A 15,599-nucleotide genomic window follows, 5' to 3' on the forward strand; every position below is an offset into this window, starting at 1 on the left:
CGGTCCACTTCTCGCCACCCGCGCCGGATGCGACCTCAGCGGGACACGGCACTGCGGTGCCGTGTCGGCGCCGTTCGGGATGCGGGCTTGCGCGGTGCCACCCCCATCACTGCCCTGGTGATGCGGGCCAGATCCGCCGCCGCCGCGCGCAGGCGGTGCGGATCAAAGCCGGAATAGCCCAGCACCAGCCCCTGGCGCGGTGGCGCGGTCATATAGAGCGGGCTGACCGGCTTCACCACCAGCCCCCGGCCCCGCGCCGCTTCACTCACCACCACGTCCGAGACCGCCACCGTGGGGCGGAAATGCAGCACCAATTGAATGCCGCAGTCCGGCACCTCGATCTCCACCAGATCGCCCATGTGCCGGGTGATCGCCTCCACCAGCACGTCGCGTGCCGCGCGATAGTGCTGGCGCATGCGACGGATATGGCTGGTGAGCAGCCCCTGGCGCATGAATTGCGCCGTCATCATCTGCGGCAGCGAGGGCGGGGACCGATCGCTCAGGAACCGCGCCCCGCGGAAGGCATCCACCAAAGCGGGCGGCACCACCGCAAAGCCGAGGCGAATGCCCGGAAACAGCACCTTGCTCAACGTGCCCACATAGACCACGCAGCCGGCCTGATCGAGCCCTTGCAGCGAGGCGAGAGGCGGGCCCGCATAGCGGAACTCGCTGTCGTAATCGTCCTCGATGATCCAGGCACCGGTCCGCGCCGCCCAGGCCAGCAGGTCGAGCCGCCGGGCCATGCTCATCACCGCGCCGGTGGGATATTGGTGCGAGGGGGTGATGTAGACCGCGCGGGCCTCTGGCGCCGCGGCAATGCCCGCCCCCACATCCAGGCCACCGTCATCTACTGGCACCGGCACCAGATGCGCGCCTGCCGCCGAAAGCGCCGCACGGGTGGCAAGATAGCCGGGATCCTCCACCCACACCGGATCGCCGGGGTTCAACAGGGTGCGGACAGACAGATCGATGGCCTGCTGCGCCCCCGACAGCACGATGACCTGATCGGCCTCGCATCGCACGGCGCGGGCGGCGCGAAGATATTCGGCGATCTGCTGGCGCAGGCCCACATCACCGCTGGGGTCCGCATAGGCCAGATGGGCCGGATCGAACTGGCGCATCTGCGCGACGCCGATGCGCCGCCAGGCCTCCACCGTCTTGGCATCCACGGAGCAGCAGCCTGGGGCGAAGGGCACGGCGCCGGTCACGTCGATGCCGGCGCCGAAGTGGGCGTAGCGCCCGCCGGCCTGGGAGATCCGAGGGGGAGACGGGCTTTGCAATGCGTCCGGTCCATGCGCGGGCCGCACAATGGCGGCCGGCACGTCCTCGGCCACATAGGTGCCGGAGCCCTCCCGCCCCACCGCATAGCCCTCGGCCACCAATTGGTCATAAGCGGACACCACCGAGGTCCGAGAGACCTTGAGCCGCGTCGCCAGATCCCGGCTGGAGGGCAGCTTGCTGCCCGGTGCCAGCGTATTGGCAACAATGGCCTCCCTCAGCCGCAGGTAGATCTGGTGGAACAGTGGCCCCACGCCATCCGGCGGCAGGCTCACATGCAGCAGGTCGGACCAGTGGGAACGGGGGCCGGAGGGGGGCATGGGCGGCCTCGGATCAGGGTGTTCGCACGCAGATGGGCACGGTGAGCAAAAGGGCGGCGCGTTTCGCCGCCAAAACCTGCGGGAAGAAAGACGCCGTGGATTGGCGCGTCGGCATCTGCCGAAGATGCTCTACGACGGCGCAGCCGTGAAGGGCAATGCGTACGCGTGCGGGCCTCAGCCTTCGCCGGCAAGAGGCGCGCCGTCCCGGGCCGGGAGGCGCATGTGCGGACGTCCTGCTTTAGGACACGCTGCCTACGCCGCCGAGGGCAAAGCGCCTCGCCAAACGCACATCGCCCGCCACGGCGGACACCGGGCGGGCGATGGAGGATGGCAAGGTCGAGGACACGACGGTGCGCGACCGGCGCGCCCTCAGCCGATCAAAAGAACGCCTGGAGGCCGGTGATCGCCCGCCCGATGATCAGGGCATGGATGTCGTGGGTGCCCTCATAGGTGTTCACGGTTTCCAGGTTGGCCGCATGGCGCATGACGTGGAATTCCGCCGAAATGCCGTTGCCGCCGTGCATGTCGCGGGCGACGCGGGCGATGTCGAGCGCTTTGCCGCAATTGTTGCGCTTGATGTAGGAGATGGTCTCCGGCGACAGCTCGCCGGCATCGAACAGCCGGCCGGCGCGCAGGCACGCCTGGAGGCCGAAGGCGATGTCGGTGGACATGTCCGCCAGCTTCTTCTGCACCAGCTGCGTCTGGGCCAGCGGGCGGCCGAACTGCTTGCGGTCCAGCGTATATTGGCGGGCAGCGGCCATGCAGGCCTCGGCGGCGCCCAGCGTGCCCCAGCCGATGCCATAGCGGGCGCGGTTCAGGCAGCCGAACGGACCCTTGAGGCCGGAGACGTTGGGCAGCAGGCTCTCTTCCGGCACTTCCACGCCGTCGAGCACGATCTCGCCGGTGATGGAGGCGCGCAGCGACAGCTTGTTCTCGATCTTGGGGGTGGTGAAGCCCTTGGCGCCGCGCTCCACCACGAAGCCGCGAATGGCATCGCCATGGGCGGCGGATTTCGCCCACACCACCGCCAGATCGGCGATGGGGGAATTGGTGATCCACATCTTGGCGCCGGTGAGGCGATAGCCGCCGTCGATCTTCTCCGCCTTGGTGCGCATGCCGCCGGGATCGGAGCCTGCATCCGGCTCGGTCAGGCCGAAGCAGCCCACCCACTCGCCGGTGGCGAGCTTGGGCAAATACTTCATGCGCTGCTCTTCGCTGCCATAGGCATAGATGGGGTGCATGACCAGGGAGGACTGCACGCTCATGGCCGAGCGATAGCCGCTATCCACCCGCTCCACTTCGCGGGCGGCGAGGCCATAGGACACATAGCCCAGGCCGGCGCCGCCGTAGATCTCCGGAATGGTCACGCCGAGCAGGCCCAGTTCGCCCATCTCGTTCATGATCTCGCGGTCAAAGCGCTCATTCATATATGCCGAGGTCACGCGCGGCAGGAGCTTTTCCTGGGCATAATCGCGGGCGGTGTCCCGCACCATCCGCTCTTCTTCGGTGAGCTGGTCGTCGAAGCGGAAAGGGTCGGCCCAGTTGAAGGCCGGGGATGAAGCAGCGGACACTCTCGTCTCCTTTGGCGTACCGGTTGCAGTCCGGGATCGCATTTACATTCCGCCCAGTCGGAATATAATGCAAGGGGATCGAGCAAATTTCTGTGGGGCGTGCGTCGTGGAGCCAAGCACCAAGCCATCCGGTCGCGTCGCCGCCGACCGTCGCCTCGGGCGCCCGCCCACCCGCGACGACCCGCGCGCGCAGATCCTGCTGCAGGCGGCCAAACTGTTCGCGGAGAAGGGCTATGCGGCCAGCTCCCTGAACGAGCTGGCGGCGGCGATGAACTATTCCAAGGGCGCGATCTACAACTACTTCGCCTCGAAGCAGGACATTTACGACGCCATCATCATCTTCACGCTGACCGGCCTCTATGAGGCCAGCGCGGCGGCGATCGATCCCAAGACCCCGCCCGCCGTGCAACTGCGGGCCTTCATGGTGGCGCACGCTCAGTTCCTGGCGGACAATTACGACAGCTTCGTCACCATGCTTGTGAGCTTCTCCGGCATGGCCAATACCGAGTTGAAAGATGATGCGCTGAAGCTGCGCGATGCCCATGAGCGCCTGCTGCGCGGCATCATCGCCGCCGGCATCGCCGACGGCACCTTCCGCGCCGCCGACCCGGCCACGGTGGGCCGCGCGGTGCTCTCGCTGCTGAGCTGGATGGTGCGCTGGTTCAAGCCGGACGGCCGCAAGACGGCGGAACAGGTGGCCACCGAATATTGCGACCTCATGCTGCACGGTTTGACCGCGGCGGGGCCGTTCGAAGTGCCCGCGCCTGCCCCAAAGGCCAAGGCGCGCAAGGGGCAAACAGCCTCGGACTGAGGCGTACCCGCCGGTCGGTCAGGGGCGCGCACCACGCGCACCCTGCCCTCAGGCGGCGTCGCGCACGTCCGGCTCGGCGATGGAGCCGGCCACCCGCGCCCGTACCCGCAGGGCATTGCCCGGCAGATAGGCGATGGGCATATCTTCAACCTCGATGGTCTTGAGGCTGTCGCGGGCCGCGCCCGACTGCACGGCACGGTCGGAGGCGATCTTCAGCGCGGCGGCGATGGCCTCGTCGCGGGAGAGATCGCGGAACACCTGATCGGCCTCCCCGCTCACCTGGGCGATGGCCGCGCCCACCGCATTGGCGCAGTCGCCGTGCGGCACCCGGATGATCTCCGAAACGCCCGCCAGGCGTTCCGGCACCAGGAAGGCGCCTCCACCCACCGCCAGCAGCGGCACGTCGCCGGCTTCGGTCTTCATGCGGTCCACATTCTCTTCCAACTGCCGGCGGGCATCCGCCAGCGCAGCCGTGATCATCGCCTTGGAGAGACCGGCGACGCGGGAACGATCGCCGATGTCCAGGAGCCCCGCCGCCACCGCGATGTCGGTGGCGGTCAACCGGCTGCCGCCGAACACCAAGGCGTCCTGGGTCAGGCGATAGCCGACGCTCTGCGGGCCGACGCGCGCCGGATCGCCCTCCACATGGCTGCCGCCACCCAGACCAATGGACAGCAGGTCCGGCATGCGGAACAAGGTGCGCACGCCGCCCACTTCCACCACCGAATTGGCCTCGCGCGGAAAGCCGTGGCGCAGCTGGCCGATGTCGCTGGTGGTGCCGCCCACATCCACCACCATGGCATTGTCCAGCCCCGACAGATGGGCCGCGCCGCGCATGGAATTGGTGGCCCCGGACGCAAAGCTCATCACCGGAAACTGGGTGGCCACCTCCGCCTGCATCACGGTGCCGTCGTTCTGGGTCAGGAACAAAGGCGCGTCGATACCGCTGTCGGCAATGGCCTGCTGGAAGGCCGAAACGGTGGTCACCGCCAAGTCGCGCAAGGCGGCATTGAGCAGCGCCGCATTCTCCCGCTCCAGCAGGCCGATGCGGCCCAGTTCATGGGAGAGCGTGATCGCCACATCGGGGCAGATCTCGCGCAGGATCTCGGCGGCATTGATCTCGCACGAGGGATCCAGCGGCGAGAAGATGGAGGAAATGGCCACCGAGCGCAGGCCGAGATCGCGGATCTGCCGCGCCGCCGCCCGCACGCCGGCGGTGTCCAGCGGCATGAACGGGCGGCCGTCATAATCATGGCCGCCTTCCAGCATGAATACCTGGCCGTTCACCTGGGTCGCCAGATCGCCGGGCCAATCGCAGAACGGCGGCAAGGACGCGCTGGCGGGCATGCCGAGGCGGATGGCGGCCACCGGCATCAGGTGGCGCCGCTGCACCACCGCATTGATGAAATGGGTGGTGCCGATCACCACCGCATTCACCGGCCCGCGCGTGGCCGGATGCTCCCGCAGCGCCGACAAGGCATCGAGAATGCCCGAGGTGACATCCGCCGTGGTGGCGCGCTTGACAGAATGGATCACGGTGGCGTCGTCCAGCAGCACCGCATCCGTATTGGTGCCGCCCACATCTATGCCGATACGTCGCATCACTCAGGCTCCCCGGCCGGAGGCGCCGCTGGCGGGCTCCGCGGACGGCTGGAAAAGGGATTGGAACTCAAGGTCGTAGCCGAAGGCGCGCGGCCCCACATGCTCCAGCCCGCGCGGCGTGGTCAGCACGGCGGGGGACGGCAGAGCGATGACCGTGACCCGCTGGCCGTAGCGCACCGTCTCGGTGCCGACGCCATTGCCATTGACGCTGTCGAGCACGCAGATCAGGTCCGGCGAGGTGGCGATAGCCTTGCCCTCGCGCCAGGCGACGATCCACTCATTCTGGAATGACAGCTCCATCTGGCTGCCGCGATCATCGTCGAGCCCCTCCAACGTGGCGCTGCCGCGCAAAAACCCTTCGGTGGCGCGGCGGGCCACGTCCACCACCTTGCCGGTGAACAGCTTCAGCCCGCCCTCGCCGTCAATGATGGCGGCGACCGGGTCTTCATGGCGGCGATTGGCTTCCTGCACCGTGCGGCCGATGCGGATGGCGGCGGTGGTGGTGAAATGGATGCCCCAGTCCTTCACCTCGCGCCCGGTGCGGGGCGCCTTGCTGGTGGAAGCGATGGAGCCCATCTCCACGCAGATCTTGCGGCTGGCCCGCTCCATCCATTTCCAGCTTGGCACCTTGGTGACCACCGCCTCGATGCCGCGCGGATCATACAACGTGCAGGGATAAGGCTTGAGCCCGCCGATGGCCACGGAGGTCATCTGCGCCTCGGGGAAGGCGCGGCCCATGCAGTCCGCATCCACCACCGGAATGCCCAGCTCGGCCGCCGCCATCAGCGCCTGAATGCCGTTGCCGCCGCCGATCTCCACCGACATCACGGCCCGGAAGGTGAAGCCGTTGATCTCTTCCTGCATGCGCACCGCGCGGGCGGTGTTGCGGCTGTCGGCGAGACGCTCCTGCCCCACCAGAGGCGCGCCCATGTTGGAGACCACGGCGACCCAATCATCGTCCGCCAGATCCAGCGGCGACATCAATTGCACCCGGCGGCCTTCCGCATAGAGCCGGCGCATATTGAGCAGGCCGAGATAGGGGCTGCCGCCGCCGCCGGTGCCCAGCACCCAGGCGCCGATGGCCAGAGCCTCGATCTCCTCGGCGGTGATCTCGCGCAGGGCGGGCGCCGTCATCTGCGCGCTCACGACACCAACTCCTCGACCATGCGGGCGGCGGTGGCGATGCCCAGCACCACCGGGCCACCATAGGAGCGGCGGACGCGGGCCTTGTTGGCGCTGGAATAGCCCATGCAGTCCATGACCACGAGGTCCGGCTTCAGCGCCGCCATCTCGCGCGCGGCGGCGTCCACCACCGTGTCGTCGGAGCCGGGCTGGAGGGTGACGCCCACCACTTCGACGCCGGCCCGCTCCCACTTCTTATGAATGAGCGCGCTCTGCTCAGCCAAGGGCGAGAACACGCCCAAGCGGCCCTTGGGCAGCACCGCTTCCACGAGGTTGTGCAGCACGGCGGAGGGCAGGATCACCAGCCCGTCGGTCTCGATATTGGGAAACTTGCCGGTGCAGGCGAGAAGCGTGACGCCCACGCCTTCCTCGACAAAGCGGCGGATCTGGGCGGCGGCGCGTTCTTCCACCACATGCTTGCTCAGCCGCACCCCATCGCCATTGGGCAGCAAGGTGAACAGCGCGTCGCTGCCGTCGCGGGGGGGAATGGCGTCGATCTCGGCGCGGGTCATGCCGTCCAGCGCCCCGCGCAAATCGATCTCCATGCCGGGGGAGAGCACGGACGCGATCTCGGCGGCGATGCTGGGACGGGGGCTCTGGCCGATGACGACCACGCCCATGCGTTTGTTGTCCATGATGATCAGTCCCTCAGGATCACGAGGTCCGCCGCGCTCCAGGCGAGCGACACCGCATCGCCGGGGGCAAAGGTCTGGCCGGACCCGTTGTTGGATTGCTGCGCCAGCACATGCCGGCCGCCGGAGAGCGCGATGCGGTAGAGCACGAAGCCGCCCTGGAAATTGGTGCTCTCCACCTGCCCGCCGGCGCAGGCATCGACGCTGGTCCCGGCAGAGAGGCGGATCTTCTCCGGCCGCAGCGCCACGGACAGCGCACCGGACGCGCTCGGCATCGCCGGCAAGGGGAACGACAGATCGGACGCCACGGCGAGGACGCCATCCCCGCTCGCCGTGCGCGAGATATCGCCGCGAAATAGATTGGTATCGCCGATGAAATCGGCCACGAAGCGGGTGGCCGGGCGATCATAGATCTCCACCGGCGTGCCCACCTGCTCCACCTTGCCACCATTCAGCACCGCGATGCGGTCCGACATGGCCAGCGCCTCTTCCTGGTCGTGGGTCACGAACACCAAGGTGACGCCCAAAGTCTTCTGCAACTGCTTCAGCTCGAACTGCATGGACTGGCGCAATTTCTTGTCCAGCGCGCCCAAGGGCTCGTCGCACAGCAGCACGCGGGGCTCGATGACAATGGCCCGCGCCAGCGCCACCCGCTGCTGCTGGCCGCCGGAAAGCTGCGCGGGGCGGCGATCCTCGAAGCCGGTGAGCGCCACCATGGCCAGGGCCTCATCCACCTTGCGGGCGATCACGCTACGCGCCATTCCGCGCATGCGCAGGCCGAAGGCGACGTTCTCGCGCACCGTGCGGTGGGGGAACAAGGCATAGTTCTGGAACACCATGCCCATGTCGCGCTTGTGAGCCGGCACATGGGTGATGTCCGCCCCCGCCACGCGGATGACGCCTTCGGACGGGATCTCGAACCCGGCGATCATACGCAAGGTGGTGGTCTTGCCGCAGCCGGACGGGCCGAGGAGAGAGAAGAACTCTCCCTCCTCGATGGTCATGTGGATGTCGTCGACGGCGCGGGCGCCGCCGTCATAAGTCTTGGAGACGCCGCTCAATTCAATCCGCGCACTCATCCGCGGAAGATCCGGTTCACGCGGCTGTCGATCTCGTCCTTACGGGCGTTGTACCACTTCCAATCCACCTGGATCAGCTTGGACACCTTCTCCGGCGTGGTCATCAGCATGGACGAATAGGGCTCGTCCAGCTTCACATTCTTGTTGGTCGGCGAATACCACACGCTCTGCGCCAGCTTTTTCTGCACGGAGGGCGAGAGCATGTAGTTGACATAAGCATTGGCCAATTCCTTGACCTTGCTGCCCGGGGTCAAGGACAGCACCTGCTCCAGCGCCAGCACGCCCTCGCTGGGGGTAACGAAGGTGGTGGGCGGCTTGTCGTCATAATAGCGATAGATGCCGCTGTCGTGGATCACGCAGATCCCGACCTCGCTGGACAGCAGCATCTTTTCCATGGCGCCGGTGAAGTCCACCAGCTTCATGGGCTTCAGTTTCTCCAGCGCGCCATAGGCGGCATCCAGATCCGTATAGCCCTTGCCATAGAGCGCGCCGCACATCACCAGGAACGCCTGGCCGAGGCTGTTGACCGGGATCACATAGCCGCCGCGGGCGCCGGCATAGCGGGCATCCCAGAAGTCTTTCCAGGAGGTGACCGGCGGATAGCCCTTGTCGGTGCGCATCCCCAGGCCAATGGCGCTGGTGAAGATGGACACGCCGACGATCTTGTCGCTGACCGCGAACGGATAGACATCGGCCAGGTTCGGCACCTGCTTGGGATCGATCTTGGGCTCCACCAGGCCCATCTCCACCGCCGCCCACTGCTCGTTGGAATTGGTGTGCAGCACGTCATAGATCGGCGCCGAACGCGGGCTGGCCTGGAGCTTGGGCAGGAACGGCAGCGCGGTGTCGGTGATCACCTTGCACTTGTATTCCTTCTCGAATGCCGGGATCAGGTCCGCCGACATGATCTGCCCCCACTTTCCACCCCAGCCGGTGATGCGCAGCGTCGCCGCCTCCTGGGCGCGGGAGACGTGGGGCGCGGCCACCGCGCCCACGCTCAATGCCGCGCCGGCGGCCAGGAAAGTGCGGCGGTTCAAGGACGTCCGGTGTTCGCTCATGACGGAGGATTCCCTGGTTTGGAAGGTTGTTTTGGAGGTTGTTTTTAGAGTTTGACGTAGGAACGCAGGCCCACGGTGCGGTCGAGGCCGATCACCACCAGCGCCGCCAGCAGAATGGAGACCACGGAGGCGGCGCCGATGGTGCCGTCGAGGTCGTATTTCAGATAGTTGAACAAGGTGATGGGCAGCGTCTCCTGGCCCGGGCTCACCAGGAACAGCGACACCGGAAACTGATCGAACGAGACGATGAAGGCGAAGATGCCGCCGGCGATGACGCCGGGCTTGATCAGCGGCAGCGTCACCTCGAAGAAGGTGCGCTGCGGGCTGGCGCCCAGATTGCGCGCCGCCTCCTCCAGCTTCATATCGAAATTATGCAGCACCGCCAGCGTGGTGCGCACCACATAGGGCACCGTGACCAGGCAATGGCCCACCACCAGGCCCCACAGCGGGCGCCCCACATCCAGCAGCACATAGGTCTGGAACAGGGCGAGGCCCGTGAGGATGGCCGGCAGCATGAGCGGCGAGAGCATCACCGCGGTGATCGCCCGCGAGCCCGGCACATTGCCGCGCGCGATACCCAGCGCCGCGCTCGCGCCCAGCAGGGTGGCCGCCACCGTGGTCATGGCCGCCACTTCCAGGCTCAGCGCCAAGGCCGACATGAACTGGGTGGAAGCGAAGAATTTGTCGAACCATTTCAGCGACACCCCCACCGGGGGAAATTCGATGTAAGGGGTGGGGTTGAGGGCAAAGACGAAGATGATCGCGATGGGCGCCAGCATGAACAGCAGCACCAGAGCGTTCACGGAGAGATAAATCCAGCGGCCGATGCGGATGGACAGCATAAGCTCGGCCCTCACTGCAGATCGCGCTGGCCGCTGACGGCGGCGAGCATGTGATTATAGGCGAGCACCAGCACCAGCGAGATCACCAGCAGCACCATGCCCAGCGCGGCGGCGAAGCCGATGTTGAAGTTGGCGGAAATCTGCTGGTAGATCAGGATCGGCAAGGTCATGATCTGGAACCCGCCCATCAGGATCGGCGTCACATAGGCGCTGATGGCCAAAGCGAACACCAAGAGCGAGCCGGCCAGGATGCCGGGCATGCTCAAGGGCAAGGTGACTTCCAGAAAGGCCCGGATGGGATTGGCCCCCAGATTCTGCGCCGCCTGCTCCAGCCGCTCATCGATGCGGCCGATGACGCCGGTGACGGTGAGGATCATGAACGGCAGATAGATGTGCACGAGGCCGAGCACGATACCGAACTCATTGTACATGAGCTGCATGGGGGCAAAGCCGATGGCGTGCAGGAGCTGATTGATCACGCCTTTGTCGGACAACAGCGCCATCCAGGCGAAGGTGCGCACCACGATGCCGGTGAGCATAGGCATCAGCACCGCCATCATCAGCAAGGCATGGGCCGTGCGGCTGCTCACCCGCGCCATGAGATGGGCTAATGGGTAGCCGATCAACAGCGTCGCCGCCGTGGTCCAGATGCCGATGCGGATGGTGGTCCAGATCACCTCGAAATGGTAGGGATCGTTGAAAATGCGGGCATAATGGCGGGTGGTGAAGGTGACGTTGGGCATCACCACCGGATTGCCGGTGAGAAAGCTCATCACCGCCATCAGACCGATGGGCAGGAAGAAGAACAAAGCGAAGAACAGAGCGCTGGGCAGCAGCGTCAATCCCATGACGTTGGGCCGCGCCTGGCTCATGACGGCACCGCCGGCGCCTTGCCCCACACTGCATCGCCGATGATGGCGCCCACGGTGCGCGCCATCTGGGCCAGTTCCTCGCCCACCCGCGCCCGCTCTTCCGCCTCGGTGCCCTGACTGGAATAGGACACCGCCACGCCAATCATCTCGCCGGTCTCGCTGCTGCACAAAGCGAAGCCCTGGGAGGCGACCCCCTCGATGGCTTCATTCTCGGACAGCGAGCGGCCGGAATTGCGGATTTCGACGATGCGCTGCATCAGCTCGTCGAAGCTCTGCGGCGCGTTTCGTGCCAGGGTGGGAAATGGCACCGGCACCCGCTTGCGGATTTCCCCGTCGGACAGGCGCGCCAGCATGGCGCGGCCGTTGGAGGTGGCCACCGCCGGCGTGCGCTGGCCGGCGGGATTGACCACCCGCAGCGGGTTGCTCCCCTGGACGGTGCGCAGGATCATCTGCTCGGCGCCGTCCAGCACCGCGATATAGCCGGTATGGCCGGTGCGCGCGCACACAGCCTTGAGTTGCTCTTCCGCCCGGCCGATCAAATCGTCATGCGCCCGGTACAGCCGCCCGAGTTCGAAGGTGAGCAGGCCCGGTCGGTAGCGCCGGGTGAGTTCATCCTGTTCCAGCAGTTGCGCCTCGCGCAGCGCCCGCAGCATGCGGGAGGTGGAACTCTTGGGCATTCCCGTGGCGGCCATGATGTCGGCGAACGACAGTTCGGGCCGGGCATCGGAAAAGCAACGCAAGACAGACAAGGCGGTGTTGAGGGCGCTCATGCATCAGACTTCGCGATTGTTCTAATATGCGGAACCTTGTTTCTTATGCTGAGCCCAATATATAAGGTCGTCAACGGGATTTGCACCCGTGACGTTCATTTCCGCATCTGCCGCAATTTTAGGCGCTACATCCCCAATCGGCGCACTACCCGCGCCCGCCGACGGGCATGGCGGCCTCAGGCCCGCACGCAGGCCGCACGCCTCACTGCCCGTCCCGCTCCTGCAGCAATTGCTGCGCGATCGCCGACGCACTCTTCACATGCTGCTGCGCGGCGGCATTGGCCTCTTCGCCCTTGCCGGCCCTGATGGCATCCACGATGCGCCGCATCTGCAGCGGCCCCTCCACGTCGCGATCCGTGGTCTTGATGGTCATGGAGCGCAGATGGTTGATGCGCACGGTCAGCGAATTGACGATGCCCCAGGCGATGTCCTTGTCCGCGTGCGTGAACAGGGTGCGATAGAATTCCGTGGTCGCATCCAGCACGCCGGGCATGTTCTTGGCCCCATACGCATCCTTGATTGCCGTCAGACACACCTCCAGCGCCGCAACGGTTTCGGGATCGCGCCGCTCCGCACAGGCCCGGGCGGCGATACCCTCCAGCACGCCGCGGATCTCGTAGATCTGCAGCGCTTCCGCCGCCGTGGTGCGCGCCACGATCGGCCCGCGGGCCTGCAAGGTGGCGACCAGCCCCTCGGTCTCCAGATGCCGCAGCACCTCGCGCACGATGGTGCGGCTGACTCCGAGCCGCTCGCACAGATCGCGCTCCACCAGCCGCTCGCCGGGCTTGAAGTGCTGGGCGAAGATCGCCTCGCGCATCTTCTCCAGCGTCAGCTCCCGCAGGGTCTTGGCCGGGCGATCCACCCGCAGGGTCTCTTGCTGGGTCTCTCGGAGTGCGCTCATGATTCCTTGGATCCCGTTTCCCGACACCTGCCGCAGCCGCGCCGATTATTCAACCTACGGCCGGCAGCACCGGACCCGACCGGCAAAAATCGGCAGCGATACAAATCCGTCATTGTCGCTCCAATTTTGGCATGCCATATTACGGAACGCCATAACAATCCAGCGGGCGAACATCATGACCTTCCTTGATACCCTATGCGAGCCAACGGCTTTCGTCGGCGCACGGCGCCTCGCGGTCCGACTGGCCGGCGCCGTAACCGCGCTGCTGCTGTGCGGCGCCGGAGCCCAGGCCCAGGACTGCAAGCCGAAAATTGCTGATGCCTTGCTCACCAAGCCAGGCACCTTCGTCATGGCCACCAGCCCGACCCTGCCGCCCATGGCCTATGCGGACCAGAAAGGCGTCCTGAAAGGTCTGCGCGTCGATCTCGGCTATGAAATCGCCAAGCGCCTATGCCTGAAGGCCGAATTCATCAGCACCGAATATGCCGCCATGATCCCCGGCCTGCAGGGCAAGCGCTGGGACATGATCGATGCCGGGCTGTTCGTGACGCCCGAGCGGCTCAAGATCCTCTACATGATCCCGTATGAGAACCTGGCCATCAGCATATCCACCGCCGTGAAATCAGGCGCGCCCATCACCAAGGTGGACGATCTGGCGGGCAAGACCATCAGCACCGACATCGGCGGCTATGCCGAGCGCAAGATGCGCGACCTGAACAAGGACTTCCAGGCCCGCGGCCTGCCGCAGATGACCATCAATCTGTTCGACAATTACGCCACCGTCTATCAGGCGTTGCGCGCGGGCCAGGTGGAAGCGGCGGTGTCCATCGATCCCGTGGCGAAGCAATATCAGGATCGCGGCGAGTTCACACACGCCCTCAGCGGCATGTATGCCACCCCCGGCTCCCTCGCCTTCGGCGACAAGGCGGTGGCGGACGCGGTGGCCGGCGTGATGAAGCAGATGGAGACCGACGGCTATCTTGCCAAGCTGCTGGGCGAATATGGCGTCGGCGCTGCGGAAGGCGGCATTCGCGTCCTCGGCCCCAACGGCTGAGCCCCCGTTCGCTTACGCCGGGGGCATGCCCCCGGCGCCATCTGCACGCGCGGCGCGGGTGCACCAATTGACCCTGTTATTGTGAGGCATCCGTGAAAGGCTGGCACTGGGACGGCTTCTTCGAGTATCTCACCAACGGTTATTTGCTGGAGGGGGCCTTCGTCACCCTTGGGCTCACCGTCTTTTCCATCGTCTTCGGCCTGATGCTCGGCTTCGTCATCGCCGTCATGCGCATGTCGGAGCATAAATTTCTGTCCGCGCCGGCCTATTTCTACACCTGGATCATGCGCGGCACGCCGCTGCTGGTGCAGTTGATCATCATCTATACCGGTCTGCCGCAACTGGGCATCAAGTTCACGGTGCTGGAATCCACCCTCATCGGCCTCACCCTGAACGAGGCCGCCTATCTGTCGGAGATCGTGCGCGCCGGCATCGCCGCCGTGCCCCGTGGCCAGGTGAATGCGGCCCGCGCCATCGGCATGACCCCGTTCCAGGTGATGCGCTATGTGGTGGCGCCGCAGGCCTTCCGCATCATCATTCCCCCGCTCGGCAATTCGGTGAACGGCGTGCTGAAGACCACCTCGATTGCCTCCATCATCTCCATGGAGGAGTTGCTGCGCCGGACTCAAGTCCTGATCCAGGAACGCTTCCTGGTGCTGGAACTGTTCCTGGTGGCGGCCATCTATTATCTCATCATGACCACCGCCTGGGAGTTCGTGCAGCGCTGGATCGAACGCCGGTTCGGCCGCGCCTATGATCCCAAGGCTGGCCTGGTCGAGCAGCGGTGAGGCGATCATGACACATCCCACCCCGACAGACGCAGCACCCATGCTGGATATCCGCGCCGTCAACAAGCACTACGGCGCCTTCCAGGTGCTCAAGCAATGCTCGGTCGCCGTGAAGGCGGGCGAAGTGGTGGTGGTCTGCGGACCGTCCGGCTCTGGTAAGTCCACGCTCATCAAGTGTGTCAACGCCCTGGAACCGGTGGATGACGGCGAAATCCGCATCGACGGCCAACTGGTCACCGATGGCAAGGCCGACCTGCCCAGGCTGCGCTCCCGCGTGGGCATGGTGTTCCAGCACTTTGAACTGTTCCCGCACATGACCGTGCTGGAGAATTTGTGCGTGGGTCAGGAAAAGGTGCTGAAGCGCGGACGCGAGGAAGCCCGCAAGAAGGCGGACATGCTGCTGGCGCGCGTGGGGATGGCGGCCCATGCGGGCAAATATCCCATGCACCTGTCCGGTGGCCAGCAGCAGCGCATCGCCATCGCCCGGGCGCTCGCCATGGACCCCATCGCCATGCTGTTCGACGAGCCGACCTCGGCCCTGGACCCGGAAATGATCACCGAGGTGCTCGACGTCATGGTGGCGCTGGCCCAGGAGGGCATGACCATGATGGTGGTGACCCACGAGATGGGCTTTGCCCGCAAGGTGGCCAACCGCGTGGTGTTCATGGACCGCGGCGAGATCGTCGAGGACACCCCCACCCAGATGTTCTTCGACGCGCCCAAGAGCGACCGCGCCAAGCTGTTCCTCTCCAAAATCCTGTCGCACTAGCCGAACCGGCCCACGGGCCGGATCAGGCCTCCCCGTCCGGCATACCATAATCTGGCATACGCAAGAGATC

Annotated in this window: 15 protein-coding genes; 4 read left to right on the forward strand and 11 right to left on the reverse strand. The window is 65.9% G+C overall.

The window, feature by feature from the left end:
- Window positions 1-35 precede the first annotated feature (35 nt).
- Both AAG816_RS18070 and AAG816_RS18075 read right to left on the reverse strand, forming a co-directional pair.
- Complete coding sequence (locus AAG816_RS18070; protein ID WP_341991059.1) at window positions 36-1,598, reverse strand: PLP-dependent aminotransferase family protein; 1,563 nt, start codon at window positions 1,596-1,598, stop codon at window positions 36-38.
- 377 nt (window positions 1,599-1,975) lie between these two features.
- Window positions 1,976-3,169 (reverse strand): acyl-CoA dehydrogenase, encoded by a 1,194-nt coding sequence (locus AAG816_RS18075; RefSeq protein ID WP_341991060.1) that lies wholly within the window; start codon window positions 3,167-3,169, stop codon window positions 1,976-1,978.
- A 106-nt stretch (window positions 3,170-3,275) separates the two neighbouring features.
- Here AAG816_RS18075 and AAG816_RS18080 point away from each other — a divergent pair, with 106 nt between their 5' ends.
- On the forward strand, window positions 3,276-3,980 hold the full coding sequence (locus AAG816_RS18080; RefSeq protein WP_341991061.1) for a TetR/AcrR family transcriptional regulator: 705 nt from the start codon (window positions 3,276-3,278) through the stop codon (window positions 3,978-3,980).
- Between the two features lie 48 nt (window positions 3,981-4,028).
- Here AAG816_RS18080 and AAG816_RS18085 read toward each other — a convergent pair whose 3' ends face one another.
- The 9 genes from AAG816_RS18085 to AAG816_RS18125 form a co-directional block, all read right to left on the reverse strand.
- Window positions 4,029-5,582 (reverse strand): hydantoinase/oxoprolinase family protein, encoded by a 1,554-nt coding sequence (locus tag AAG816_RS18085; RefSeq protein WP_341991062.1) that lies wholly within the window; start codon window positions 5,580-5,582, stop codon window positions 4,029-4,031.
- 3 nt (window positions 5,583-5,585) lie between these two features.
- The gene (locus tag AAG816_RS18090) at window positions 5,586-6,716 is read right to left on the reverse strand and encodes a DUF917 domain-containing protein (RefSeq protein ID WP_341991082.1); all 1,131 of its coding nucleotides are present in this window, start codon (window positions 6,714-6,716) and stop codon (window positions 5,586-5,588) included.
- Window positions 6,717-6,724: 8 nt separating this feature from the next.
- Window positions 6,725-7,399, reverse strand: a complete 675-nt coding sequence (locus AAG816_RS18095; RefSeq protein ID WP_341991063.1) for an AroM family protein — start codon at window positions 7,397-7,399, stop codon at window positions 6,725-6,727.
- A gap of 5 nt (window positions 7,400-7,404) precedes the next feature.
- Complete coding sequence (locus AAG816_RS18100) at window positions 7,405-8,475, reverse strand: ABC transporter ATP-binding protein (protein WP_341991064.1); 1,071 nt, start codon at window positions 8,473-8,475, stop codon at window positions 7,405-7,407.
- A complete protein-coding gene (locus AAG816_RS18105) occupies window positions 8,472-9,533 on the reverse strand; it encodes an ABC transporter substrate-binding protein (RefSeq protein ID WP_341991065.1) in 1,062 nt (353 codons plus the stop codon). The genes AAG816_RS18100 and AAG816_RS18105 overlap by 4 nt, the downstream gene beginning before the upstream one ends.
- 44 nt (window positions 9,534-9,577) lie before the next feature.
- A complete protein-coding gene (locus AAG816_RS18110) occupies window positions 9,578-10,375 on the reverse strand; it encodes an ABC transporter permease (RefSeq protein ID WP_341991066.1) in 798 nt (265 codons plus the stop codon).
- Window positions 10,376-10,386: 11 nt separating this feature from the next.
- Complete coding sequence (locus tag AAG816_RS18115; RefSeq protein ID WP_341991067.1) at window positions 10,387-11,247, reverse strand: ABC transporter permease; 861 nt, start codon at window positions 11,245-11,247, stop codon at window positions 10,387-10,389.
- On the reverse strand, window positions 11,244-12,017 hold the full coding sequence (locus tag AAG816_RS18120; protein WP_341991068.1) for an IclR family transcriptional regulator: 774 nt from the start codon (window positions 12,015-12,017) through the stop codon (window positions 11,244-11,246). The genes AAG816_RS18115 and AAG816_RS18120 overlap by 4 nt, the downstream gene beginning before the upstream one ends.
- Window positions 12,018-12,219: 202 nt before the next feature.
- Window positions 12,220-12,918, reverse strand: coding sequence for a GntR family transcriptional regulator (locus tag AAG816_RS18125; protein WP_341991069.1), 699 nt, complete (start codon window positions 12,916-12,918; stop codon window positions 12,220-12,222).
- Between the two features lie 175 nt (window positions 12,919-13,093).
- Between AAG816_RS18125 and AAG816_RS18130 the strand changes: the two genes are divergently transcribed.
- The 3 genes from AAG816_RS18130 to AAG816_RS18140 all read left to right on the forward strand — a co-directional run bounded on the left by AAG816_RS18130 (window position 13,094) and on the right by AAG816_RS18140 (window position 15,529).
- The gene (locus tag AAG816_RS18130) at window positions 13,094-13,972 is read left to right on the forward strand and encodes a transporter substrate-binding domain-containing protein (RefSeq protein WP_341991070.1); all 879 of its coding nucleotides are present in this window, start codon (window positions 13,094-13,096) and stop codon (window positions 13,970-13,972) included.
- Window positions 13,973-14,064: 92 nt separating this feature from the next.
- On the forward strand, window positions 14,065-14,760 hold the full coding sequence (locus tag AAG816_RS18135) for an amino acid ABC transporter permease (protein WP_341991071.1): 696 nt from the start codon (window positions 14,065-14,067) through the stop codon (window positions 14,758-14,760).
- A 40-nt stretch (window positions 14,761-14,800) separates the two neighbouring features.
- Window positions 14,801-15,529 carry an amino acid ABC transporter ATP-binding protein gene (locus AAG816_RS18140; protein ID WP_341991083.1) on the forward strand — a complete coding sequence of 243 codons (729 nt, stop codon included), beginning with the start codon at window positions 14,801-14,803 and terminating at the stop codon, window positions 15,527-15,529.
- Window positions 15,530-15,599: the final 70 nt, after the last annotated feature.

This window comes from Azorhizobium sp. AG788, from assembly GCF_943371865.1.
GTDB lineage: Bacteria > Pseudomonadota > Alphaproteobacteria > Rhizobiales > Xanthobacteraceae > Azorhizobium.